Source organism: Lutaonella thermophila, from assembly GCF_055387725.1.
This window is the reverse complement of the sequence record NZ_AP043783.1, coordinates 468,705-493,408: the sequence shown is the minus strand read 5'-3', so window position 1 is coordinate 493,408 and position 24,704 is coordinate 468,705. Positions and strand designations below refer to the sequence as shown.

General features: G+C 35.9%; 16 protein-coding genes. 5 read left to right on the top strand and 11 right to left on the bottom strand.

Annotated features, from left to right (window positions below):
• Window positions 1-39 precede the first annotated feature (39 nt).
• The 3 genes from ACZ5CF_RS02230 to ACZ5CF_RS02220 form a co-directional block, all read right to left on the bottom strand.
• Window positions 40-756 (bottom strand): DUF6503 family protein, encoded by a 717-nt coding sequence (locus ACZ5CF_RS02230; RefSeq protein WP_464580093.1) that lies wholly within the window; start codon window positions 754-756, stop codon window positions 40-42.
• Window positions 757-832: 76 nt separating this feature from the next.
• Entirely contained in the window at window positions 833-3,073 is a 2,241-nt protein-coding gene (locus tag ACZ5CF_RS02225; RefSeq protein ID WP_464580091.1) for an anion permease, read from the bottom strand.
• A 72-nt stretch (window positions 3,074-3,145) separates the two neighbouring features.
• On the bottom strand, window positions 3,146-4,345 hold the full coding sequence (locus ACZ5CF_RS02220; protein ID WP_464580090.1) for a porin: 1,200 nt from the start codon (window positions 4,343-4,345) through the stop codon (window positions 3,146-3,148).
• 358 nt (window positions 4,346-4,703) lie between these two features.
• Between ACZ5CF_RS02220 and ACZ5CF_RS02215 the strand changes: the two genes are divergently transcribed.
• The gene (locus ACZ5CF_RS02215; RefSeq protein WP_464580089.1) at window positions 4,704-5,066 is read left to right on the top strand and encodes a toxin-antitoxin system YwqK family antitoxin; all 363 of its coding nucleotides are present in this window, start codon (window positions 4,704-4,706) and stop codon (window positions 5,064-5,066) included.
• 68 nt (window positions 5,067-5,134) lie between these two features.
• Here ACZ5CF_RS02215 and ACZ5CF_RS02210 read toward each other — a convergent pair whose 3' ends face one another.
• Window positions 5,135-7,090, bottom strand: coding sequence for a hypothetical protein (locus ACZ5CF_RS02210; RefSeq protein WP_464580088.1), 1,956 nt, complete (start codon window positions 7,088-7,090; stop codon window positions 5,135-5,137).
• A gap of 20 nt (window positions 7,091-7,110) precedes the next feature.
• Window positions 7,111-9,888 (bottom strand): TonB-dependent receptor, encoded by a 2,778-nt coding sequence (locus ACZ5CF_RS02205; protein WP_464580086.1) that lies wholly within the window; start codon window positions 9,886-9,888, stop codon window positions 7,111-7,113.
• A gap of 180 nt (window positions 9,889-10,068) precedes the next feature.
• Here ACZ5CF_RS02205 and dgt point away from each other — a divergent pair, with 180 nt between their 5' ends.
• A complete protein-coding gene (gene dgt, locus ACZ5CF_RS02200; RefSeq protein ID WP_464580824.1) occupies window positions 10,069-11,412 on the top strand; it encodes a dGTP triphosphohydrolase in 1,344 nt (447 codons plus the stop codon).
• 4 nt (window positions 11,413-11,416) lie between these two features.
• Here dgt and ACZ5CF_RS02195 read toward each other — a convergent pair whose 3' ends face one another.
• Window positions 11,417-12,505, bottom strand: a complete 1,089-nt coding sequence (locus ACZ5CF_RS02195) for a DUF3078 domain-containing protein (RefSeq protein WP_464580085.1) — start codon at window positions 12,503-12,505, stop codon at window positions 11,417-11,419.
• The gene (gene dxs / locus ACZ5CF_RS02190) at window positions 12,498-14,282 is read right to left on the bottom strand and encodes a 1-deoxy-D-xylulose-5-phosphate synthase (RefSeq protein ID WP_464580083.1); all 1,785 of its coding nucleotides are present in this window, start codon (window positions 14,280-14,282) and stop codon (window positions 12,498-12,500) included. Before dxs ends, ACZ5CF_RS02195 begins: the two co-directional genes overlap by 8 nt.
• Window positions 14,283-14,411: 129 nt before the next feature.
• On the opposite strand from dxs, the gene ACZ5CF_RS02185 reads away from it, so the two are divergent.
• Entirely contained in the window at window positions 14,412-14,861 is a 450-nt protein-coding gene (locus tag ACZ5CF_RS02185) for a nucleoside deaminase (RefSeq protein ID WP_464580082.1), read from the top strand.
• 59 nt (window positions 14,862-14,920) lie between these two features.
• Here the strand turns inward: ACZ5CF_RS02185 and ACZ5CF_RS02180 are convergent, their stop codons facing one another.
• The 4 genes from ACZ5CF_RS02180 to aspS all read right to left on the bottom strand — a co-directional run bounded on the left by ACZ5CF_RS02180 (window position 14,921) and on the right by aspS (window position 19,049).
• The gene (locus tag ACZ5CF_RS02180; RefSeq protein WP_464580080.1) at window positions 14,921-15,112 is read right to left on the bottom strand and encodes a cold-shock protein; all 192 of its coding nucleotides are present in this window, start codon (window positions 15,110-15,112) and stop codon (window positions 14,921-14,923) included.
• 99 nt (window positions 15,113-15,211) lie between these two features.
• The gene (locus ACZ5CF_RS02175; protein WP_464580079.1) at window positions 15,212-15,445 is read right to left on the bottom strand and encodes a hypothetical protein; all 234 of its coding nucleotides are present in this window, start codon (window positions 15,443-15,445) and stop codon (window positions 15,212-15,214) included.
• A gap of 10 nt (window positions 15,446-15,455) precedes the next feature.
• A complete protein-coding gene (locus ACZ5CF_RS02170) occupies window positions 15,456-17,240 on the bottom strand; it encodes a chloride channel protein (protein ID WP_464580078.1) in 1,785 nt (594 codons plus the stop codon).
• Window positions 17,241-17,297: 57 nt separating this feature from the next.
• Window positions 17,298-19,049 (bottom strand): aspartate--tRNA ligase, encoded by a 1,752-nt coding sequence (aspS, locus tag ACZ5CF_RS02165; protein ID WP_464580077.1) that lies wholly within the window; start codon window positions 19,047-19,049, stop codon window positions 17,298-17,300.
• 191 nt (window positions 19,050-19,240) lie between these two features.
• Between aspS and ACZ5CF_RS02160 the strand changes: the two genes are divergently transcribed.
• Window positions 19,241-21,880, top strand: coding sequence for a TonB-dependent receptor (locus ACZ5CF_RS02160; RefSeq protein ID WP_464580075.1), 2,640 nt, complete (start codon window positions 19,241-19,243; stop codon window positions 21,878-21,880).
• Between the two features lie 195 nt (window positions 21,881-22,075).
• Complete coding sequence (locus ACZ5CF_RS02155; RefSeq protein WP_464580074.1) at window positions 22,076-24,655, top strand: TonB-dependent receptor; 2,580 nt, start codon at window positions 22,076-22,078, stop codon at window positions 24,653-24,655.
• Window positions 24,656-24,704: the final 49 nt, after the last annotated feature.

The window sequence follows — 24,704 nt, the reverse complement described above, 5'->3', positions numbered from 1 at the left end:
TTAACCGTAAGGGAAGCTGGGGAGCTTCCCTTTTTCTTTTTACTTTAAATAATCTGTGCCCAGATATTTATTGTCTTTGTTATAATACCAAGCTCTGTTTTTTGGTATTTTAATTCCGCTAACTTCTTTTATTCCGGTTAATAAAATGTATTCTCCGCTATCGGGCTTTTCTTTTCCTTTTTCATCGGTCTTAAAAAATTGGTATACCTCCATAGCGTAGGTTTTGGGATTAAAATAAAAATACCAAACATCAGATCCTACATTTGCATCGTAAATAACTTTAACAACTAAATACTCTTTTCCTTTAAATGTTTTTTTTGATACGTTAGGATGAATATTGGTGCCGGCATCTTTTAATTTCATGGGTAAACCATATAAATACGTGTAGTAGTTTTTGTAAAGATTGGCTCTATCACAATTTAAGTTATGAGCTTTTGCAATACTATCCGGTATGGTTGTGTTACCGTTAAAGGCAATTTGGCACTCTCCTTTGTTAATGGTGTATTCTGTGGTGTTGTTACCTCTTGTTGCCTTTACATAAAAGTAGCGTTTGGGTAAGTTAATAACAATGGTACTATTTCTGTTGGGTTGTGTGGGTGTTTTCATGGTTACTAATAACGTATCGTTAAATGTAGCCCAATTGTTATTTGGGTCGTGGTAAGCAATAGCTCGTTCTACTACTTGTGGCCCGGTTAATTGCTGAGACCAAACATTACTTATTAAACAAAAGCTAAAAAGCAAAAACAGGTTTTTCATTTTTTAAAATTTTTAGAAAGGTATAAAAAAAGGAGCATGAAAATCATGCTCCTTTAGTTTTCTGCTTAAATATTGCTTACTCTTGTGGCTTATAGTATAAATCTATTAAGTTGTTTGCAGCCACTAATAAATCTTGAGTTTCTTGTAATAAATTAAAGTACAAGGTAGTGTTTTTAGCGCTAGATTCTTCTTTTCTGGTGCGCTCAACCTGCTTTTTAATTTTCTTAATAATCAAATCAAAAATACCAGGCATTTTTTCTAATACACCGCCAAGCTCCTCGAAAGATTTACGCTCAAAAATAGAAGCCATCTCAGAGAATAAAGCATCTACGTTTTCTTCTATTTCTTTTAAGTCTTTTAACTGCTTAAAGCGTAGCTTATTGTGGTTATTGTTAACATGCTTATGGCTTATTTTAGCAATGTACTCTAATGATTGGCTCATGTCTTGCAAATAAGCTAACATGTTAATATAGAAATCGCTGGCATGTAAACTAGACTCATCTAAGTTTTTAATAAAGTAGAAAATATTATCGCGAAGTTCTTCTACCTCATCATTTAACTTATCTATACCTTTTTTACTCTTTTTAAGCTTTTTAAGTTCAAGTCTAGAAAGCCCATCTATAGTATTAGAATAAATTTTATTTCCTCTGGTTAAGAATGATTTAATGTTGGCAGCACTCTCATCCATAACACCTTGAACTGAGCTACTTTCTGCGCTACTTAAACCATTAATTTCTTTTTCGGCTTTTAATTTGTTTGAATAGTTAATAGCATTTCTAACCAGAAGTAATACCGCTAGCAATAATAATATTGCTACCATAGAAGGCACGTGTATATTAATTAAATAAGCAACTGTAGATGATGCTATAAAGGCAATGATTGCTGTTAAGAACCAACCTCCAATAACATTTAATACTCCGGCAACTCTGTAAACAGCACTTTCGTTACCCCAAGCTCTATCTGCTAATGAAGTACCCATGGCAACCATAAACGTTACGTAGGTTGTAGATAGAGGTAATTTCATTGAAGTAGCTATAGATATTAGAATACTGGCAACCATAAGGTTTACAGAGGCTCTAACCATATCAAAAGCCGGCATATCTTTAGCTTTTTTAGCAGAAATAGCAAGAGCAGCAGGCTTCTCAAAACGCTTATTTATAAATTGTTTTGTTGTATTTGGTAATAAGGTGCTATAACTAACCGATAAACCATTGGCTAAACGAACAATGCTACGTGATAAAAAGTTAGGCTGAAAACGCTCTTTAGCTTCTCCTTGTCTAGATAAATTAATTTCTGTTTCGGTTACGTGTCTTGACTTTTTAGAGAACCAAAGCGTTAATACCATTATTAAACCTGCAACACCTAATAATAATGTAGGGGTAGGCACTTTACTGGCTAATACACCCATGCTAAACTCTGATGCTGCCATACCAGATGCAGCCCAAGCCTCATAAGATTGCCATGCAGCTATTGGTACACCAATAAAGTTAACCAAATCGTTACCAGCAAAAGCAAGTGCTAAAGCAAAGGTTCCTATTAAAATTATGAATTTATAAACGTTAATTTTTAAAACACCAACAATTATAGCACAAACAGAAACCCAGAAAACCAGGCTGTATAATACTACTTGTAATGTGTTGTTTTTTACAAACTCTAAAGTAGCTTTATCAACAAACGAAGCTCCTTTAAGCCCCTTTATTAAAATAAAGTAAGTTATGGCAGTTGCAGCTAAACCACCAAAAACAATACTAACCCATTTTGGAAGCTTTTCAAACTCAAAAGATAATAATACTCTAGAGATATACTGCACAATTGCACCTACGGTAAAGGCAATACCAACAGAGAGCAAAATACCCAAAATAATTTGTGTGGCTTTAGCCGTGTTTATATAGTTGCTTAGTTCTGTTGCAGAACCACCATCTGCGTAAATTTTTATTAAAGCTACAGCTACAGAAGCACCTAAAAGCTCAAACACAATAGATACCGTGGTAGAAGTTGGCATTCCCAGTGTGTTAAAGAAATCTAACAGTAAGATATCGGTTATCATTACTGCCATGAAAATAATCATGATCTCATCAAAGTAAAATTGTCCGGGATTCATGATTCCTTTTCGGGCAACCTCCATCATACCACTAGAAAATAATGCCCCACAGGCAATACCAATACTTGCCGTAATCATTATGGTTCTAACAGGTAATGCTTTAGAACCTAATGCAGAGTTTAAAAAGTTAACGGCATCGTTACTAACCCCAACAATAAGGTCTGCAACTGCTAAAACCGCTAACGCAACAATCATTAAAAAATAAATATTCTCCATAGTTAGTTTAGAATAAAATCATGCAAATTTCTGTATAAAGTACTGCACAATTGTTATCAAATTGTTATTTCTTTAAAAATGTAAATCTAACTGCAACCTAAACATTAGTTGGTTGTTACCGCCCTCGTTATCTAAATAACTTATATCTGATTGTACTTTTAGTTTATGACCTACTATAAATTTTGATACTCCTAGGGTGTACTGATGTTGAGGTAATTTTCCGGTTATAGATGCATCTGTTTTAACATTGGTATACCTTCCGGCAAGCTCTAAGTTGTTTTTAAACAAATACCCCATTTGAAGGTTTAAAGATTCTCCAACCTCTACAACATCTCCTGTTGCAGAGCCGTCAGAGTTTGTAGCAATTGGGTTAGAGGCGTCTCTGTGAGCGTATTCTCCCATAAACGAAAACCCATTATGCTTGTACATTGCATCTACAAACCAGGTGTTTATATTAGTTTCGTGTAAACCATAATCTGTTTCCATGTAAGAACCTAAGTTACTTCTGGTTTTTACGGCATTGTTATTATGATCAAAAGTAATTCCGATGGCTAATTTAGGTTTGGGTTCAAGTTTTAAATCACTACCCGAATAATCTCCCTTGCTTTTAAATGCGCCAAATGGCAATAACTCGATTCTTGAAGTGTATTGATGACCTCCTAAATTACCACGCGTTATATTACGCCCCTCTCCTTGAGATATGGCAAATATTTCTTTAACTATAAAGTTGTTTCCAAGTGTAAAGTGATGACGTAATTGAATACCGATGTCTCGGTCTATGTTAAACCTGCTGTTTAGTAAAGAACGATCTACCAATTGCATGTTTCCAGACGAAATAACACGCTCCCTGTTACCCGGTAATTTTGCCTGACCGACCCAAAGCTCAAAGTTTTGATAAAAATTCCACTTAATGTAAGCATCAAGTATATACCTTGGAGCATTGTGAGTATAAACAGAAGCTCCAGAGATATCTCTGTTAGATAGTCCTAACTCTATTTTATACTTGAGTTTTGGAGAAAAAGCAAATCCGTTAAATTTTAAACGAGCACGTCTGATTAGGGTACTCTGCTCTGGGTTTACAAAATCATTATCAACTTCATCCCACGTAAAGGATGATAAAAGCTGTATTCTTGCAGAAAAATTCATGCTCCAAGTACTATCTTTAGCTACTACATCTAAAATTCCCTTTCCAAAAGTAGTTTCGGTAGTTTCTTGTGCATTTACAAAGCCAAAAGATAGCAGTAATCCTGCCAACCAAAGTCTCAGTTTCATTATTATTTGCATTTGTCGTTGCAAATAACTAAAACTTAATTGATAATAAAAAATTAAGCTACCTTGGCCGGAGGTAGCTATGTTTAAGTAATAATACAAGGTTGACAAAAACTAATGTATATATAAAACGTGCCTTATAAGACATCGCGAAATTCTTTTTTTAATGCAAAGCAGGTGTGATTTTAACTTTAAGTAATCTTTACTATTTAAAAGTAGACTGTAATATTGTTTAATTGTTCACATGATTTAAAACACTGAAAATCAAATACATAAAATATCAATGTTAATTTAACGTTATGTAAATGTTTGCTAAATGTAAAATTTTGATTATTTTTGAATAACGTTAATCCAAGAATCCATGAAAAAATATGTATTTATAACATTAGTTTTTATGTTTATTTTAAAAGCTAATGCCCAAGAGAAAGAGACCGCAACATACATTAAAAAGGGCGACATAATTGAAGCTACTTTTTATTATGACAATGGCAAAGTAAGCCAGCACGGTTTTTTTAATGAAGAAGGAAAGCTACACGGCAAATGGGTTAGTTATCATGTTAACGGAAAAAAAACTGCTATAGCCCACTATGAAAATGGTAAAAAAGTAGGAAAATGGTTTTTTTGGGCTGATGAAAACTTAAAAGAAGTAGATTTTATAGGTTATAGAGTAGCTAATGTAGTAGAATGGACAGGCAAAGAAGCCTTAGCAATAAAGCAAGAATAACTTACTTAGAATATATAAGAAAAGGCAGCCAAAATAGGCTGCCTTTTTTATTTTAAGTGTAAAATGTTTTATTGTAATCGGGCGTCTTTCCATGTCCAGGTAGAAATATCTACTTGGGTTCCGGTGTTATAATCTGCTGTTGTAGATGCGTCCTCGCCATCTATTTGTATGTTAGATAAAGGGCCGTTATCTTTCATATCTACATTGGTATCGTAACCATCAAGATAAATATTGGTGATGGTAGCACCCGATTGTTTTTTAAATTGCAAAGCAGTACCTCCGGTTGTAGAAACAGCCGTAAAATTAATTAATGATGGGTTGTTGTTAACTCCATCGGCTTCTACTGCTGTTGAGAAACCATTTATACTGTGCTTTACATAAGTGTTAGTTACGCTTCCGTTCCAACCTTCTGTCCAATCTACAGCGTCGTCTTCGTTGTTTTCTAAGTATAAGTTAGTTACCGACACCGTACCTCCAAAAAACTCAACCCCATCATCTGCACCGTTAATTACCGCAATGTTTTCTACTGTAGTTCCAGAACCAACTGCATAGAAAGAGATTCCGTTGTATTGAGATTCTGAATTAATTTGCGCTCCGGTTCCTAAAATTACCAGGTTTTTTATTACTCCGGAGTTATCAGAATCATTATTACCACCATAAATAAATCCACCAATTTCTGCTACTGCATTAACACCTTCTGTGGTTGTTGCATCTCCGCAAATTGTTAATCCGCCCCAATCCCCAGGATTTGCATTAGGAGAAGACATAACAACCGGGTTATCTGGAGTACCATTAATTTCTATTTGCCCTCCTTTTAATACTGCAATGTAAACGGCAGTACCTTCTGCAGCAGCAGTAATTTTAGTACCTGCCGGGATGATTAATTTACCACCATCTTCTACTATGAAAGTAGAGTTTAATTGGTACGATACATTAGGATCTAAAGTACGTGTAGTATTTAATGTCCCTTGTAAAACAGATTGGTCTAGAGTTAAGTTAGAATCTACCCAAGCAAAATCATTAACATTTACTGTTGCTTGAGTAGTGTAGCTATTAAACGGATCGGCATCTTCACCATCTATTTGTATATTAGAGAGTGGACCATTATCTTTCATATCAATAGAAGTAGTATAACCGGCTAAAGATAATCCTGTAATGGTTGCACCAGATTCTTTTTTAAATTGTAAAGCAGTACCACCTGTAGTGGATATAGCTGTAAAGTTAATTAGCTTAGGATTTTGATTTTCTCCATCGGCTTCAACAGCTGTTGAAAACCCTTGAATGGTATGTAAGACATACGTATTTGTTATGGTACCGCTCCAACCTTCTGTCCAATCTACAGCGTCGTCTTCGTTGTTTTCTAAGTATAGATTAGTAACCGACACCGTACCTCCAAAAAATTCAACACCATCATCTGCACCATTTAAAATGGCAACATTACTAATGGTAGTACCAGAACCTACAGCATAAAGCGTTAATCCGTTGTATTGAGACTCAGAATTTATTTGAGCTCCGGAACCTTTAATAATTAAATAGTTAATACTACCTGAGTTGTCGTTGTTATCTGTACCTCCGTACACCAAGCCTCCAACTTCTGCAACAGCATCTATGCCTTCTGTTGTTACAGCTTCTCCACATATTAAAAGGCCTCCCCAGTCTCCAGGATCACCATTTTCTGATGTCATAACAACCGGATTAGAGGCAGTTCCTTGAATAATTATATCTGCACCTTGCTCTACGGCTATGTATCTGTCTGTTCCTTTTTCTGATACAATGGTGGTTCCGGCAGGGATGGTAAGTGTAGCTCCAGACTTAACAGTAAACACTCCGGTAAGCTTGTACTCTTTAGAGGGATCTAATGTTCTGCTTTCAGTAACATCTCCCGTTAACTCTACAGCATTACCATTGTTACCGTTACCATTGTTTGGGTTTATAAACCCATCGTCGCTACTGCTGCAAGCAGAAATTGCTACAGCAAACAATGTTGCTAAAAAATAATTTTTAATGTGTTTGGTTGTTTTCATTGTAATAAATATTAATTGTGTTATTTAAAGTTGTAGCTAAACCCTAACCCAATTTGAACTCCATTGGTGTACGATCGTACGGTTTCTTCGGCTTCAATATTGGTGGTGCTTGGTTTATTAAGTTGTGTTCTTTTTATAGTTGGATTTAATAGGTTTTTACCGGTTAATCGTATGGTTAAATTGTTTATTCTTTTACTAACTACTGCATCTAGCGTAACAAACCCTTTTTCTATTATGGCGTCATTGTAAAATTGCTCACTTGCAGATTGAATTTCAGGAGCTCCTAAAGCAAATATTTTATCTGATGCATAATTTGCAGTAAGAGTAGCATCTAATGGGTTGTCGCCATTTGTAGTGAAGTTTAGCGAAGTGTTTACAATCCAGTCTGATGCTCCTTGCAAGCCTGTTTCTGTTAATCCTTTATATCTAAAGGTTCTAACAAAGTTCCCGTTCTCATCAAATACTTCTTTAAGGTCTTGTTCATGCCACATTCTTGTTGCGTTAAAGTTTAAATTAAGCTCTGAAGACTCATTGTCTTCCGGTTTAATTATTCCAATTCTGGTTTCTAATTCTAAACCATAAACTGTGGCTTTGTCTCCTGAATTAAAGAAAGAGAAAACTCCGGCAGAACCTCTATCTTGTACTTTGTTAATAGGGTCTTCTATGGTCTTGTAGAATGCTGCAATTGATATAAGCTCTGCATTGCTCGGAAAATACTCCCATTTTAAATCGTAATTAAAGTTGGTAGAAGCTTGTAAATTTGGGTTACCTCTGGTTACTTGCCCGGTAGGAGAAACATACTCAAAAGGAGCAATTTCTTTAAACTCCGGAAGCGTTATAGTTTGGCTGGTTGCAAAGCGTAAAGCGTGCTGCTCGTTAATATTGTATTTTATATTGAAGCTTGGGTAAATATTATCGTATGATTTATCTGATTCACCTATTCTTCCCGGAATATTACCAACATCATACAGTACATAAATGTCATCTACTTGGTAGCGTAAACCGGCATTTATGTTAAACTTGTTTAATGTAATAGCAACGTTGGCGTAAGTACCAACAGATTTGAGTTCTCCTAAATATCTGTCTGGTTGTAAAATGTTGTACTTTAATACACCGTCTTCAAAATTTTGTGTATTAAAAATGGCACTTAAATTGTCTATTGAGCTCGGATTTATAGCATTTGTAAAAGCTTCTTCTACGCCGATAAACTGCGAACCGAATTTACGCTCTTTATTACGGTAATTAGCGCCAAAAGACACAGCTACACTATGGTTTTCTTTGTCTACTAAAGAAAGCTCGTTATTAAGTAATCCATTAAACTCTTCGTCTTCTATTGTTTGCTTTGATTTTCTTTGCTGAAAACCTCCGGTTCTACCTAATTGAATTAAGTCTTCATTAAAATTAATTTCGTTTCTTATTCTGTTTGGTTCAGAAGCATCAACAAAATTGTATCCTCCGGCCCAATTAATACTGTATTTATCTGTTATGGTGTGTTTACCTGATAGTTGAGCAACCCAAAGACGTGTTTGAATAACATTTTGGTCACGAATAAACTGAAAAAGTCCTTCTGCCGGCTCGGTTTCTTCAAAAATAGTGGCTTGCATACCTCTACCACCTTCAAAAACCTGATCAGTTAATTTATTTACAAATAAAGAAGTAGCTTTAAGTTTGTTTTTTTCGTTGGCAAAAAAAGTAGCATCGGCTAAAACAGTTGTTGTAATTTTTTTTGCAAAAGTTTCTACATCGGGGATAGAATCATCTATAAAATTAGATCTGAATTGTCTGAAAACACCTTTAGTGTGTTCGTGTTTGGTATTCTGTGAAGCAGTTAATATAACGGCTAACTTTTCACCAAATTTTTTACCTAAAGTAGTATTAATACCATAATTTACCGGTGCTTGTAATTGTTGTGTGTTCCACGTTTGTTGGGTAATTGCATCAAACGTATTCAGCTCTTGAGTATAAAAGCCAAATTGGGTATTGTTAGTGTTAGGAGATACTTTAAAATTATCGTAAACTTCGTTACGTGCAACATTGGTATTAATACCTGTGTTTACACCAATACTGTATTCTTCTGACCCGGCTAACTCTCGTGTGGTAATATCTACTGCACCAGAAGCCTCATCTGCAGAACTTTTAACGGCATAGGTTTTACTAATACTTACATTCTGAATTATTCTGGTAGGGAATAAGCCTAAATCTATATTTTTTCGTTCAACATCATCAGAGGGAACAGGCAGACCGTTCATGGTAGTAATAAGGTATCTGTCTCCCAAACCTCTTACAAATACATCTCCGGAACCTTCACTACTGGTAACCCCAGATATTTTAGTGGTTGCAGTAGCAGCATCAGATACGCCTAACTTTGTTAAGGCTTGTGCTCCAATACTTTCTTTAATTTCTACTGCCTTTTTTTGGTCTAATAATAAAGCGGTTTCAGAATCTTTACGGGCAACAGTTACTACGGTTACTTCTTCTAAACTAACACTGCTGGCCGCCAATGTAGCATTAACATTGGCTGCTTTACCGGCCTCAACAACAACATTTTCTATTTCTAAGGTTTCGTATCCTACGTAGCTAATTACAACGGTATAGTTTCCGGGTTGTAAATTGCCTATTTCAAAAAGACCGTCAAAATCTGTAGTCGTTCCTTTTGTGGTTCCTTTTATAATAACACTTGCAAAGGGTAGCGGCTCATTATTCATTTCTTTGTCTAAAATTTTACCCGCAACACTTCCTGTCTGTCCGTAGCTAATTCCTATTGCTATAAAGAATAAAAGAACTATTAATTTTTTCATTTGATGTGATTGTAGTTTTTGTCACCGCAAAGGAACCTTGTACATGTAAAGTGAGCGTTAACAACGGGTTAAACATTCTTCACGATAAGGTTAACTGAACGTTACCAAACAAGCAGTTATGTTATCTTAACTTTAAGGGTTAATTTGTGTATCTTGCAAGCGCTTTTTATTACCTATTTTATGAACTGGGAACAACTACTTTCATTAAAACGATTTGGAGATACGAATAAAAGATTACGAATAGAGCAAGATGAAACCAGACTTGGTTTTGAAGTAGATTATGACCGAATAATATTTTCTTCGGCATTTAGAAGCCTGCAAGACAAAACCCAAGTAATACCACTTTCTAAAACAGATTTTGTACATACCCGATTAACACATAGTTTAGAGGTTTCTGTAGTTGGACGTAGTTTAGGGAGGTTGGCCGGAAAACAGATTTTAAAAAAACATCCGCATTTACAAAATATTCACGGTTTTAAGTTTAACGACTTCGGGGCTATTGTAGCTGCAGCGTCTTTAATGCACGATATTGGCAACCCACCGTTTGGACATAGCGGAGAGAAAGCTATAGGCACCTATTTTAAAACCGGAGCGGGAAAACAGTTTAAACGCTTTTTAACCGATAAGGAATACCAAGATTTAGTTGATTTTGAAGGGAATGCAAACGGACTTAAAATTGTAACCGACAGTAGAGAGGGAGTACCGGGAGGGTTACGATTAAGTTATGCCACTCTGGGAGCATTCATGAAATACCCAAAAGAGTCTTTGCCAAAAAAACCAACATCGCATATTGCTCATAAAAAATTCGGTTTTTTTCAGGCTCAAAAAGATATTGTAGCAGATATAGCTCAAGAACTTGGTCTTAAACCTTCACTTTCAGGCTCTGATATTGCTTTTAGCAGGCATCCACTAACATATTTAGTTGAAGCAGCCGATGACATTTGTTATACCATAATAGATTTTGAAGACGGTATAAACTTAGGCTTAATACCCGAAGAGTATGCATTAGAATATTTAATTAAATTGGTAGGGGATAGTATTAACCCTAAAAAGTACGGTTCTTTACAATTTAAAGAAGACAGGCTAAGTTATTTGCGGGCATTAGCCATAAACACACTTATAAATGAAGCAGTATCTGTTTTTATGAAACAAGAAGAACAGATTTTAGAAGGAGAATTTAATACTGCATTGTTAGATAAGAGTAGGTTTAAAGCACAAATAGATGATATAATAAAGGTTAGTGTAGCCAAAATATACCAATCTGATGAGGTTATAGAAAAAGAAATTGCCGGGTATAAAATTTTATCAGATTTGCTTCATGTGTATACCTCTGCACTCATAAATATGCACGAAAACAAAGCAGGAAGCTACGAGAAATTGGTTGTTAGAAGCTTACCGGAATATTATCAAAATACACAATTAACACCGTACCAAATTTTATTAAATACGTGCTCGTATATTGCCAGCTTAACAGATGGTAAAGCGGTAACCTTACACGCAAAAATTATGGGGCAGCAAGTGTAAAAAGCTAAAAAGTATAAGCTATGCCTATGCCTAATACTTGTTTAAATTGAATTTTGGTGGTAGAAGAAATTACTTCGCCGTCTTCATTTTTTACTTCATCAAAGCGCACATCGTCATCAAACTTGGTATGTGCTCCTAAATTTGCTTTAATGCTATTGTTTACAACAAAATCAAAATTCACTTCCCAATCAACATCAATATTCCCAAAACTATTTAGATAATCTGTATAAAGGCTAATCCTGTTCCTTAATGTGATGTTTTTAGCTATCTCTTGTTCCCAATTGCTATTAACTAAGATGCCCAATTCTGTTCTGTGTTTTTCTCCTTTTTCTATAATATTACCATCGTCATCAAACACAGCTTTTTTTACCCCAAAAGCCCCTTGGTTTGCTAATGTTTGGTCTAATACAAAAGTGGTTTTTTGGGTTAGCGGAGAAAGGTAAACAGAGAAAATGCCTGCTAAAGGAGAATACTCTGCACCTAACCCTAAGAAAAAATATCCGGGCGCCATAAATCTAGAGATAGGATTCTCTCTGTCTGGATATTTAAAACCATCTGAAAATTGAGTTTTAAAATTTGTTTTCACAGAAAAAAACCAGTTAGAAAGCGTGTCTTTCCTGTAACCGTAGGTAGAACTAAAGTGAATTTGATCATCTGTTTTTCTGAGCTTTTCTCCTTCTTGTGAGTTAATACCATATTTAAATATAAGCTCATTATTCCATTGTGATTTTTTGCTTTTGTAATTTCTAACCAGCTGTACATTTCCTAGTGCAGAAACTGAGTTATTACCACCTGCATTCCAATTAACAAAAGCAACTTCGCTGATGGTTAACCCAAAGTGATTCTTTTTTTCCCAAAAAGTAGGCACCAGAAAAACTGTTCTAATTTTTGTGCTCGCTAATTGATCATTCGGAACTCTAAACTTTTTAGTGCTTAATTTTAAGCCGTTTTTTGGTTGAGACAGTACTTTAATTGCCACTGGTTTCCAGTAGGTAGAGTCTTTAAAAGCATCTAAATTTATTTGCTGTCCCCAAGTAGCAGTTGCGCATATAAATAGCACTAAACCTATAGCCTGCTTTAAGTAATTACTCATAATTAGCTACCAACGTATTTAATGTTTTAACAATAGAATCTTTATCTAAACCTATTTCTTGGTGTAACTCTGTAACTGTACCGTGTTCTATAAACTTATCCGGAACACCTAACCTTGTAACAGGCATGGTGTATTTATTCTCTACCATAAACTCTAAAACGGCGCTACCAAAACCTCCTTGTAAACAACCATCTTCTACTGTAATTATATGGTTATACGATGCGCAAATTTTATGCAAAGCTTTATGATCTAAAGGTTTTACAAAGCGCATATTGTAATGCCCAATAGCTTGTGGGGTTTTAGTTTCTTTAATTGCATCAGTAACAACATTACCAATATGTCCAATAGTAAGCACAGCTATAGTTGACCCTTTTTTTAGTTGTTCTGATTGGCCAATTTGTATCTCATTAAAAGGTAATTGCCAATGTAAAGTTACACCTCTGCCTCTGGGGTATCTGATTGCAATTGGGTTTTGTAGTCCTTTTTGAGCCGTGTACATTATGTTTCTGAGCTCTATTTCGTTTAAAGGAGCAAATACTATTAAGTTTGGAATGCAGCGTAAATAAGCCAGATCAAAAACACCATGATGTGTAGCACCATCCTGACCAACTATTCCTGAGCGATCTAAACAAAAAATAACCGGTAAGTTTTGCAGCGCCACATCGTGAATTACCTGATCGTAAGCACGCTGTAAAAATGTGGAGTAGATATTGCAAAAAGGGACTAAACCTTGTGTAGCCATACCGGCAGCTAATGTAACAGCATGTTGCTCTGCAATACCAACATCTAATGCTCTATCCGGAAAAACATCCATCATATATTTTAAAGAACTTCCCGTTGGCATTGCAGGAGTAATGCCTATTATTTTAGTGTTTTTTTTGGCAAGTTCTACAAGTGTATGTCCAAATACATCTTGATATTTAGGTGGTTTAGGAGTTGAGTCTGCCGGAAGCAATTTACCGGTTTTAGCATCAAATTTTCCGGGAGCGTGATACTTAACCTGATCTTCTTCTGCTAGTTTTAATCCTTTCCCTTTAGTGGTAATTACATGTAAAAATTTAGGTCCATTAATTTGCTTTAAACGTGTAAGCTCTTCAATCAGCAAATGCAAATCATGACCATCTATTGGACCGGAATAATCAAAATTAAGTGCCTTAATAATATTATTTTGTGCAAGCCTTTTATTAGTTTTTACTTGGGTTAAGTATTGCTTTAATGCACCAACACTTGGGTCTATGCCAATAGCGTTATCGTTTAAAACAATAAGCAAATTAGCATCTGTCACACCGGCATGGTTTAAACCTTCAAAAGCCATCCCGCTTGCTATAGATGCATCGCCAATTACTGCAATATGATGTTTAGCGTGGTTGCCTGATAGTTTAGAAGCTATAGCCATTCCTAAAGCTGCCGATATTGAAGTAGAAGAATGCCCCACTCCAAAAGTATCGAATTCACTTTCTGAGCGTTTAGGGAAACCACTAAGCCCTCCTAATGTTCGGTTGGTATGAAAAGAATCTCTTCGGCCGGTTAAAATTTTATGACCGTAAGCTTGGTGGCCAACATCCCAAATTAGTAAATCATTTGGGGTATCAAAAACATAATGTAGTGCAATAGTTAGTTCTACAACTCCTAGGCTGGCACCCAAATGCCCTTCTTTAGTGGCAACAATGTTAATTATAAACTCTCGGAGCTCTTTTGCTAACTGTTTAAGCTCTTGAATGTTTAGCTTTTTAAGGTCGGCTGGTGAGTTTATATGTTCTAAGAGTCTCGCTTTCATTGCTGTTAGCCTACAAAATTACAATTATTTAGTTCTTGGCATACCTGTTTTTAAGCTATTTAATAGTGTGCATTATCAAAATTCTTGCCTAAGTAGATTATGCATGGTTGTAAATTGTATTTTTGTGGCATGGAGCCAATATTTGATGATGCATACTTTATGAAGAAAGCACTGCAAGAAGCAGAAGCTGCTTTTGATAAAGACGAAATTCCTGTTGGGGCGGTTGTGGTTATAAACAACACCATTATTGCCAGAGCACATAACCTAACAGAAACGTTAAATGATGTAACTGCCCATGCCGAGATGCAGGCTATTACTGCAGCCGCAAATTACTTAGGCGGAAAATACCTAACAGATTGCACATTGTATGTAACATTAGAGCCATGCCAAATGTGTGCAGGGGCATTATATTGGAGTCAAATTTCTAGAATTGTTTATGGGGCTGCAGATCATAAAAGAGGATTTAAAGTGTTAAAAACTAAACTGCACCCAAAAACAAAAGTAGTAGGAGGGATTTTAGAAAATGAAGCTGCAGACTTGCTTAAGCGATTTTTTATACAAAAAAGAAATTTAAACTAAAAAAGCGCAACTAATGTTGCGCTTTTAAAAATCGTAATCAAAATAAAATACTCTATAATTTAGATAACTTGCACTTGCGAAGCCATCATGCCTTTTCTACCTTCTTCTTCAACATATTCTACTTTGTCACCTTGACGAATTTCTACACCGTTAAGAGAGCTAACGTGTACAAAAATGTCATTGCCAGTTTCTTCGTTGGTAATGAATCCATAACCTTTAGATTCATTGAAAAATTTTACTGTTCCAGTCATTATAAATAAATAAAAATTAAAAAACAAAATTAGTGTTTATATTACAAAAACGCCTGTTTTTTCTGCTTTTTATTTCAAAAGCAGTTCTTTTTCAGGTGGTTATATGTTTTTGTCTCGCATTTTATCAAGAGTTTCTTTGGTAATCATATAGTCTTTTGCACTTTTATTACGATATCTGTAGTATATAAAAAGAGGCATAACCACTAAAAAAAGGGCTAATACACCAAAACCAATAAATTTTTCGGCTAACGGATGCTGTTTTCCTTGTAAAATAAAACCGGTTATTAAAAGCCCCAAGTCTATTAAAAATGTTAGTAATATTATGTATTTCATGACCAGAACATTATCTAGTAAAGGTAATTAACTTTCTTCTGTATGCGGTAAGTAATTTAGATTTAGATACAAATCCTGCGTATTTACCATTTTTAATAACAGGTAAATTCCAAGCGCCACTATCTTGAAACTTTTTCATTACTTGTTTCATGTTGTCTTCTTCGTATATAATGTACTCTGGGGCATCGTGCATAAGGGTTTTTACAGTTATTTTATTGTACAAAGAGGTGTCGAACATAATTTCTCTTATATCATCTAATAAAACAATGCCCACTAGCTCATCTTCTTGGTTTACAACTGGAAATAAATTTCGGGTAGATTTAGCAACCCCTTCATGCAGCATTTCTCCCAGGGTCATATTGGGTGTAAGTTTTACAAACTTATTTTCTATAACGCGGTCTAACTTCATTAATGTTAATACCGTTTGATCTTTATTGTGTGTTAGCAGTGCTCCTTTTTCTGCTAATTCTCGCGTATAAATGGTGTGTTCTAAGGTGTTTTTGGTAATTATAAAAGAGATAGCTGTTGTAATCATTAAAGGCACAAAAAGCTCATATCCTCCCGTGATTTCTGCAATTAAAAATATAGCGGTTAACGGTGCGTGCAATACACCGGCAATAAGCCCAGACATTCCAACTAGTGTAAAGTTTGCTTCAGAAACATGTATGTCTAACCCTAAATTATTTATAACTTTTGCTACTACATTGCCCAGCGCACTACCCATAACCATAGTAGGAATAAAAATTCCTCCGGCACCACCTGCAGCAAAGGTTAGGGTCATTGCAATGGCTTTAAAAATGGTAATGCCAACTAGCAAACCAATAATAACCCAGCTTTTTTCTATAATCGCATCAAAAGGGGTTTTGCCTAAAGCGGCAATATCATTTCCGGCCAATAAATTATTTATAAAACCAAAACCTTCACCATATAAAGCCGGAATAAAATAAAGCATTACACCAATGATACCACCACCAATTAAGAGTTTAAATAAAGCTGATTTAAACTTGCCAAATACTTGTTGAATACCAAAATACATTTTGGTAAAATAAACCGACGCAATTGCTGTGCCTGCTCCCAAAATAATATAAAATGGAGTGTCTTGTATAGCAAATTTGTCGGTAACGGTAAAGCTAAATAAATGGTCGTCTCCTAAAAAAAAGTACGATGTGAGTACCGACGAAACAGAGGCTAACAATAACGGTAAAAGAGACGTTAAAGTTAAATCTAAACTAAATACCTCTACAGCAAAAATAATGGCAGCAATTGGCGATTTAAAAATAGACGAAATTGCTCCAGATGCAGCACAAGCTATGAGTAAAATTCTGGTTTTACTATCTATATGAAATAACCTGCTTATGTTAGAGCTTATGGCTGCACCACTTGCCACGGCAGGACCGAGTAATCCAACAGATCCTCCAAAACCAACAGTAAGCGGAGCTGTTATTAGCGGGTAAAATATTTTAGAGGGTTCTATAATCCCATTTTTCTTAGATAAAGAAAAAAGTATAGATGGGATAGCTTGCTCAATCGGTTTTTTAATTATAAATCGGGCAATAAAATATACTAAAATCAATCCTATCAAAGGCAAAACAAAATAGAGTTGATTTTTAGAGAAAATAATGCCTTGCTCTAAAGCAGACTGAATAGTGAAAGTTATATTTTTAAGTGTAACAGATGCTAACCCTGCCAATAACCCCACTAAGACACTTAAAATGAAAATAAAATTTTTGTTAGAGATGTGCTTGTATCTCCAAATTAAGAAACGAGTTAGTACTGACTTTTTTTGAGTTGCCATACTGCACTAAATTACTGTATTTGTTTAGAATAGCAATCAAAAAATAGTTGCCGTAAGCTAATCTAACTTCAGCTTTATATGCAATTCGTCAAGTTGCTCGTTGTCTATAGGTGCCGGTGCATCTATCATTACATCTCTTCCGGCATTGTTTTTAGGAAACGCAATAAAATCTCTAATAGTTTCTTGGCCGCCTAATATGGCAACTAACCTATCAAAACCAAAAGCAATACCACCATGAGGCGGAGCACCATATTGGAAAGCGTTCATTAAGAAACCAAATTGCGCTTCGGCTTCTTCTTTGCTAAAACCTAAAAGATCAAACATTTTAGATTGAAGCTCTTTATTAAAAATTCTAATAGAACCACCGCCAATTTCATTACCATTTAAAACCAAGTCGTAAGCATTGGCTCTTACTTGTTCAGGGTTGGTATCTAATAACGGAATATCTTCCGGTTTTGGTGCTGTAAACGGATGGTGCATTGCATGATAGCGCTCAGTCTCATCATCCCATTCAAGCAATGGGAAATCTACAACCCAAAGCGGAGCAAACTCATCAGGTTTTCTTAACCCTAAGCGCTCTGCAAGCTCCATTCTAAGTGCGCTTAGTTGAGGTCTAACTTTTTTAGCTTCGCCGGAGAGAATACAAATTAAATCGCCGGGGTTAGCACCGGTTCTGTCAGCCCAAAGTGCCAAATCTTCTTGATTGTAAAATTTATCTACAGACGATTTGTAGGTTCCATCTTCGTTGCATTTTACATATACCATTCCAGAGGCACCTATTTGTGGTCTTTTTACCCAATCTATAAGTTTATCTATCTCTTTTCTGGTAAAAGAGGCAGCACCGGGAACGGCAATACCTACAACAAGTTCTGCATTATTAAAAATACCAAAATCTCTGTGCTGAGCAATATCATTCAGCTCACCAAACTCCATCCCAAATCTAATATCAGGCTTATCATTTCCGTAGCGCTTAATGGCTTCCTGGTAGGTTATTCTTGGGAAAGAATCTACAGTAACTCCTTTAATTTCTTCTAAAAGAAATTTGGTTAATCCTTCAAAAGTGTTCAGGATATCTTCTTGCTCAACAAAAGCCATTTCACAGTCTATCTGTGTAAACTCCGGCTGTCTGTCTGCTCTTAAATCTTCGTCTCTAAAGCATTTTACAATTTGAAAATACTTATCTAATCCTCCAACCATAAGTAACTGCTTAAAGGTTTGAGGAGATTGTGGTAAGGCATAAAACTCACCTTTATTCATTCTTGAAGGCACCAGAAAATCACGTGCACCTTCTGGCGTAGATTTAATTAAATAAGGCGTTTCTACCTCTACAAAACCATTGTTAGATAAGTAGTTTCTAACGGCAATAGCAACTTTATGCCTAAATAACAAGTTGTTTTTTACCGGGGTTCGCCTAATATCTAAGTACCTGTATTTCATTCTAAGGTCTTCTCCACCATCTGTTTCATCTTCAATGGTAAAAGGAGGTACTTTGGCACTATTTAATATTGTTAAATCTGTTACTAAAATTTCTATATCACCTGTAGCAAGATTTGGGTTTTTAGCTTCGCGCTCAATAACAGTTCCTGTTACTTGTATAACAAATTCACGCCCTAATTTTTTTGCTTGCTCAAAAACAGCTTCGGGTGTTCTTTCTTCATCAAAAATTAATTGAGTAATCCCGTAACGATCACGTAGATCTACCCAAATCATAAATCCTTTATCTCTAATTTTTTGAACCCAACCGGCAAGCGTTACTTGTTGGTTTATTTGTGCAATACGTAATTCTCCACAGGTATGACTTCTATACATTTTTAAAGCTAAAAATTAAGGTGCAAAGGTATAAAAGTATCTTTTTAACTAAAACATTTATTATGAGTAAATAAGGCTTTTTGATAGAATATTGCGTAGGGGCTATTTGTGAAAAAAAACTTAAAATTTTTTGTAAAAAATGTTAAAATGTTAGAATATTGTCAGCCTATTAACCAATCAAATTAATATTTATGAAATTAAACTTACGAAACAAAGTATGGGCTTTGCTCTTTTTTGTTGCGCCATTTGCTATGTGGGCACAAGGGGGTGAAGTAACCGGAACTGTTACTGACAGTGGTAATGGAGACCCGTTGCCGGGAGTGAATGTTGTTGTTAAAGGAACAACTAAGGGAACCACAACCGATTTTGATGGAAATTTTGAAATTACTTTAGATGAATTTCCGGCAACGCTTGTGTTTTCTTCGGTAGGATTTAACACCAAAGAAGTTCAAGTTGCCGGTCCGGGTAGAATTAGTGTAACATTACAAGAAGGCGTTGCACTAGATGAAGTTATTATTTTAGGTAACCGTGCTAAACCCAGAACTATTTTAGACTCTCCTGTACCGATTGATAATATTGGTGTTGAAGAGTTGGTAAACAGTGGTAAGCCAACCATAGAGCGAATGCTTACGTTTAAAGTGCCGTCTTTTAACGCACAAAACCAAGCAATATCTGATGCTACCGCACACTATGATCCGGCTGATTTAAGAGGATTGGGGCCAAGTAGAACACTTGTTTTAATTAACGGAAAAAGAAAAAACCAAAGTGCTCAAGTTTACTTAAACAGAACGCCTGGTAAAGGTGAAGTTGGTATAGATTTAAGAAGTATTCCAACGGCAGCCATAGAACGTGTAGAAGTGTTACGTGATGGTGCATCAGCACAGTACGGATCTGATGCTATTGCCGGTGTAATTAACATGGTATTAAAGAAAAATGTAGAGTATTCTACTATTTCTGCAAGAACCGGAATTACCTCAGAAGGTGACGGATTTAATTTTGCAGCAGACTTTAATACTGCTTTTAATTTTGGAGATGGTGGTTATATTAATGTTACTTTAGGATATTACAACCAAGAGTTAACCAACAGAGCCGGTACGCCTGGTACTGCAGACCTTCCTTCTGATGCAAGACCAAATGAAATTCAGTGGGCTATAGATAATCCGGATTTAGGAATGAAAGTAGGACAACCAGATATGGAAAAAGGTGATTTATTTGTAAACCTTTCACATCCGGTTGGAGAAAATGCAGAGTTTTACTCTTTTCACGGATACAGCGTTAGAACCGGTAGAAGCTTTGCTTACTACAGAGCTCCATACTGGAGAAGAGATGTTGCTGACTCTGGATTTTTAACCCGTCCTGAAGATTTTATGGGATATCAGCCTACCTTCGAGACTAAAATTAAAGACTACATGAACGTAGCGGGAATTAATTTTATGTTAGGAGAAGGTTTTTATGCAGATGCTAGTTTCACGCACGGGGCAAACAATGTAATGTATACTGTAAACAACTCTGTAAATAGAGATTATTTAGCAGATAACGGAACTTCACCGAGAACTTTTCATCCGGGAGGTTATACCTTAAGAAATATTATTGGAAACTTAGACTTTACAAAATCATTCTCAGACCAATTTAACGCTTCTTTTGGTTTTGAATACAAGAAAGAATACTTTCAAGGACATGAAGGAGATCCAATTTCATACTACAAATCAGGATCAGACTCATTCGCAGGTATAAAGCCGGAAGAAGCAGTAGATGTTACCAGAAGCAACTTTGCAGCGTATGCCGGATTAGACTATGATATTAATGACGATTTATTAATTGGTGTTGCCGGGCGTTATGAGGATTTTACTGATTTTGGTGATAATTTCTCATGGAAAGTTAACGGTCGTTACAAATTAGGAGAAGATGGCGCTATTAGAGCTTCATACAGCACTGGGTTCAGAGCGCCAACGTTACACCAGCGTCACTTAACCAATAGCCAGTACATAATTGTAGCAGGTTCATCAGAGCCATTATTACAAGGTACATTAGCAAACGATAACCCTGCAGTACAAGCGTTAGGAGTGCCTAAATTATTTGCTGAAACCTCTAGAAACTTATCGGCAGGAGTAACTTACAAGTTTAACCGTCATTTCTCTGCATCGGTAGATTTTTATCAAATAAATGTAGATGATAGAGTATTATTCTCATCTCAAATTGGATCGGATGACGATGATACTACAACCAACCCTGTTGAGCAAATTTTAGAAGACAACAATGTTGTTGCTGTACAGTTTTTTATTAATGCAGGAGACACAAAGACAACCGGAGCAGATATAGTTTTAAGCTATAACAATATTGAGATGGGTAACGGGAGGCTTAATGCTAATTTAGCGGCTAACTTTAATAAAACAACAATAGACGCTATTGCTACGCCAGATGTATTAGCTCAAAACGGGTATAATATTTTTGCTCGTGAGGAGCGTGGTTTAATTACTAACTCAAGACCAAGATCTAAGTTTATTTTAGGATTAGATTATGATACTCCTAAAGTAAATGTTGGGCTAAACAACACATTATTTGGTCCGGTAACAGTAACCGCTCCAGAATCTGGAGGAGAAGACCAAGAGTTATCATCTAAATTAGTAACCGATTTAAGCTTAACCTACAAGTTTACAGACAGACTTAGCTTAACAGGTGTTATTAATAACATGTTTGATGTTTACCCGGATGAGACACTGCCTTCTACAAACACAGCACAGGCGGGTAGCCGTTTTATTTACTCATCAGAAGTACAACAGCAAGGGCAGTTAGGTGCTAACTTTACTCTTGGGTTAAATTACAGCTTTTAACTAATTAATTAACGGTTTAATAATAAAGCCAAGGTTAAGCCTTGGCTTTTTTAGTTTTTTAACAAAAAACTTACTTATTTATTAATTTTCTATATTTGACAATATTTTTAATTAACTAACTAATTCTTTATAGATATGAAAATGAAGTTACTTAAAAAGTTGTGTGCTTTTCTGCTGTTTTTTACGCCCGCTTTAATGTTGGCACAGGGAGAAGTTAAAGGGGTTGTAACAGACCAATCAACAGGAGAACCACTACCGGGAGTGAATGTAGTGATTAAAGGAACCACAAAAGGAACTAACACTGATTTTAATGGAAACTACACCATATCGGTGCCCTCTTTTCCGGCTACACTTGTATTCTCATCAGTTGGTTACAAGACCCAAGAAGTAGAAGTTACTTCGGCCGGAACAATAAATGTTTCGTTGCAAGAAGGAGTTGCTTTAGATGAAGTTGTGCTAGTTGGTAACAGAGCCAAACCAAGAACGGTATTAGAGTCTCCGGTTCCGATAGATAATATTGGGGCTGCAGAGTTAGCTGTTAGTGCTCAGCCTGAAGTAGATAAGATGATTGCTTATAGAGTACCATCTTATAACTCTACCAATCAAACCATTTCGGATGCTACAGCGCACTTTGACCCTTCTGAACTCAGAAACTTAGGGCCAAGCCGTACGTTAGTTTTAGTAAACGGAAAGCGTAAAAACCAAAGTGCTTTAGTATATGTAAACGAAACACCCGGACGTGGTGAAGTAGGTGTAGACATGAAAAGTATTCCTGCTGCTGCTATAGAGCGCGTAGAGGTATTACGTGATGGTGCAGCTGCACAATACGGTTCTGATGCTATTGCAGGGGTAATAAATATAATTTTAAAAGATAATGTAGAGCTCACCACTGTTAATTTAGGAACCGGTGTAACTACAGAAGGAGACGGATTTACGTATAGTGGTGATATAAATACCGCGTTATCGTTTGATGGTGGAGGGTATTTTAACTTTACTGCAGAATACTATCATCAAGATAGCACTAACAGACCAGGAACTCCGGGTGAAGATAGTTTATTTGGCGTTTCTGCTAACGATCCTACTTGGGGCTCTTGGTTAGCCGAAAACCCTGATTTAGGAATGACCGTTGGGCAGCCTGAATATGATAAGTTTGGATTGGCATTTAATGCAGGATTTCCTTATGGAGAGTCGAGCGAGTTCTATTTCTTTGGAAGCTTACAAAAGAGAGACGGTAAGAGTTTTGCTCTTTACAGAGCACCTTACTGGATTCCGGATCCATTTAATTTATTACATGAGCCCGGCACAGAATATCAAGGTTTTCAACCAACCTTCGAAACAGATATTCGCGACAACACAGCTACTGTAGGTAACCGTTGGAAAATGCTTGGAGATTGGAATTTTGATATCAGCTATACATTTGGTAGAAACGCTGTAGATTACACTATTGGAAACACACTAAACGTAGATTTAGGAGCATCTAGTCCAACCAGATTTGAAGCAGGTGGTTATACCTTTAGTAACGATATTGGAAACTTAGACATTAATAAAGATTTTGGTAATGTTGTAGTTTCTTTAGGAACAGAAGTTCGTAGAGAGCGCTTTACAACATTAGCAGGTGAGCCGGCTTCGTATTTTGGTGGCGGAGCGCAATCTTTCCCGGGATTACAACCATCTAACGCTTTAGAAGAAACACGTTCTAACATTGGTGTTTATGCCGGTTTAGATTGGGATGCTACAGAAGAGTTTTTATTAGCTGGAGCTATCAGATACGAAGATTATAGTGATTTTGGTGACAATTTAAGCTGGAAAATAAGTGGTCGTTACTTACTTCCGGATGAAAAAGGAGCTATAAGAGCGTCTGTTAATACCGGTTTTAGAGCGCCATCTTTACACCAAATTTATTTAAGTAACATACAAACGTTAGTATCTGGAGGAACAGTCTCTAACCAAGGTACATTTAATAATGTAAGCCCGGTAATTAAGGGGTTAGGAATTGATCCGTTAGATGCAGAAGAATCATTTAATATTGCTGCCGGTTTTACGTACAGATTTGCACCAAATTTCTCGGTGTCTTTAGATTACTATAACATTAAATTAGATAACAGAGTATTATTTACCAACGAAATTGGATATATCACCGGATCACCGGGGAACCCACAAAATGTAGTTGAGCAAATACTAGACGACTTTAATGTAACCAGTATTAAATTCTTCGTAAATGCGGTAGATACCAAAAGCCAAGGTATAGACTTAGTTGCCAACTATAAAGGTATAGAGCTTGGTAATGGTAAATTAGATATTAATGCTGCCTTTAACTGGAATGAAACAGATATAGATGGTACAGTTAACGTTCCTGAAACCTTAGCTAATGCCGGCTATACTGATATCTTTAACAGAGAAGAGCAGTCTAGAATTACTACTGCAAGACCTAACTTAAAAGGTGTACTCGGATTGGAGTATGCTGTTGGAAAGTTTGATATTGCATTAAACAACACGTATTTTGGAGAAGTTACCTGGAGACACCCGGCAGACCCTGGTAAAGACCAAACTTTCGCCGGAAAAGTAATTACAGATTTATTAGTTAGATTTAATATTTCTGATAAAATTACTTTAAAAGCTTCAGCAAATAACTTATTAAACGTTTATCCTGATGAAATTAACACCTTTGGTGATGTTATTACCGATTTAGGTGGTAGATTTAAATATCCCTGGGAAGTTAACCAGTTCGGGTTTAACGGTACCGTGATTAACGGTGGACTTACTTTTAAATTTTAAAGTGTAATTAGCCAACCAAAGCGAAAAAGGCTGTATTCTTTTTATAGAA

Excerpts from the sequence above, each read along its gene's own strand:
- ACZ5CF_RS02230 (WP_464580093.1), bottom strand. The coding sequence starts at position 756 with ATGAAAAACCTGTTTTTGCTTTTTAGCTTTTGTTTAATAAGTAATGTT.
- ACZ5CF_RS02225 (WP_464580091.1), bottom strand. The coding sequence starts at position 3,073 with ATGGAGAATATTTATTTTTTAATGATTGTTGCGTTAGCGGTTTTAGCA.
- ACZ5CF_RS02220 (WP_464580090.1), bottom strand. The coding sequence starts at position 4,345 with ATGAAACTGAGACTTTGGTTGGCAGGATTACTGCTATCTTTTGGCTTT.
- ACZ5CF_RS02215 (WP_464580089.1), top strand. The coding sequence starts at position 4,704 with ATGAAAAAATATGTATTTATAACATTAGTTTTTATGTTTATTTTAAAA.
- ACZ5CF_RS02210 (WP_464580088.1), bottom strand. The coding sequence starts at position 7,090 with ATGAAAACAACCAAACACATTAAAAATTATTTTTTAGCAACATTGTTT.
- ACZ5CF_RS02205 (WP_464580086.1), bottom strand. The coding sequence starts at position 9,888 with ATGAAAAAATTAATAGTTCTTTTATTCTTTATAGCAATAGGAATTAGC.
- dgt (WP_464580824.1), top strand. The coding sequence starts at position 10,069 with ATGAACTGGGAACAACTACTTTCATTAAAACGATTTGGAGATACGAAT.
- ACZ5CF_RS02195 (WP_464580085.1), bottom strand. The coding sequence starts at position 12,505 with ATGAGTAATTACTTAAAGCAGGCTATAGGTTTAGTGCTATTTATATGC.
- dxs (WP_464580083.1), bottom strand. The coding sequence starts at position 14,282 with ATGAAAGCGAGACTCTTAGAACATATAAACTCACCAGCCGACCTTAAA.
- ACZ5CF_RS02185 (WP_464580082.1), top strand. The coding sequence starts at position 14,412 with ATGGAGCCAATATTTGATGATGCATACTTTATGAAGAAAGCACTGCAA.
- ACZ5CF_RS02180 (WP_464580080.1), bottom strand. The coding sequence starts at position 15,112 with ATGACTGGAACAGTAAAATTTTTCAATGAATCTAAAGGTTATGGATTC.
- ACZ5CF_RS02175 (WP_464580079.1), bottom strand. The coding sequence starts at position 15,445 with ATGAAATACATAATATTACTAACATTTTTAATAGACTTGGGGCTTTTA.
- ACZ5CF_RS02170 (WP_464580078.1), bottom strand. The coding sequence starts at position 17,240 with ATGGCAACTCAAAAAAAGTCAGTACTAACTCGTTTCTTAATTTGGAGA.
- aspS (WP_464580077.1), bottom strand. The coding sequence starts at position 19,049 with ATGTATAGAAGTCATACCTGTGGAGAATTACGTATTGCACAAATAAAC.
- ACZ5CF_RS02160 (WP_464580075.1), top strand. The coding sequence starts at position 19,241 with ATGAAATTAAACTTACGAAACAAAGTATGGGCTTTGCTCTTTTTTGTT.
- ACZ5CF_RS02155 (WP_464580074.1), top strand. The coding sequence starts at position 22,076 with ATGTTGGCACAGGGAGAAGTTAAAGGGGTTGTAACAGACCAATCAACA.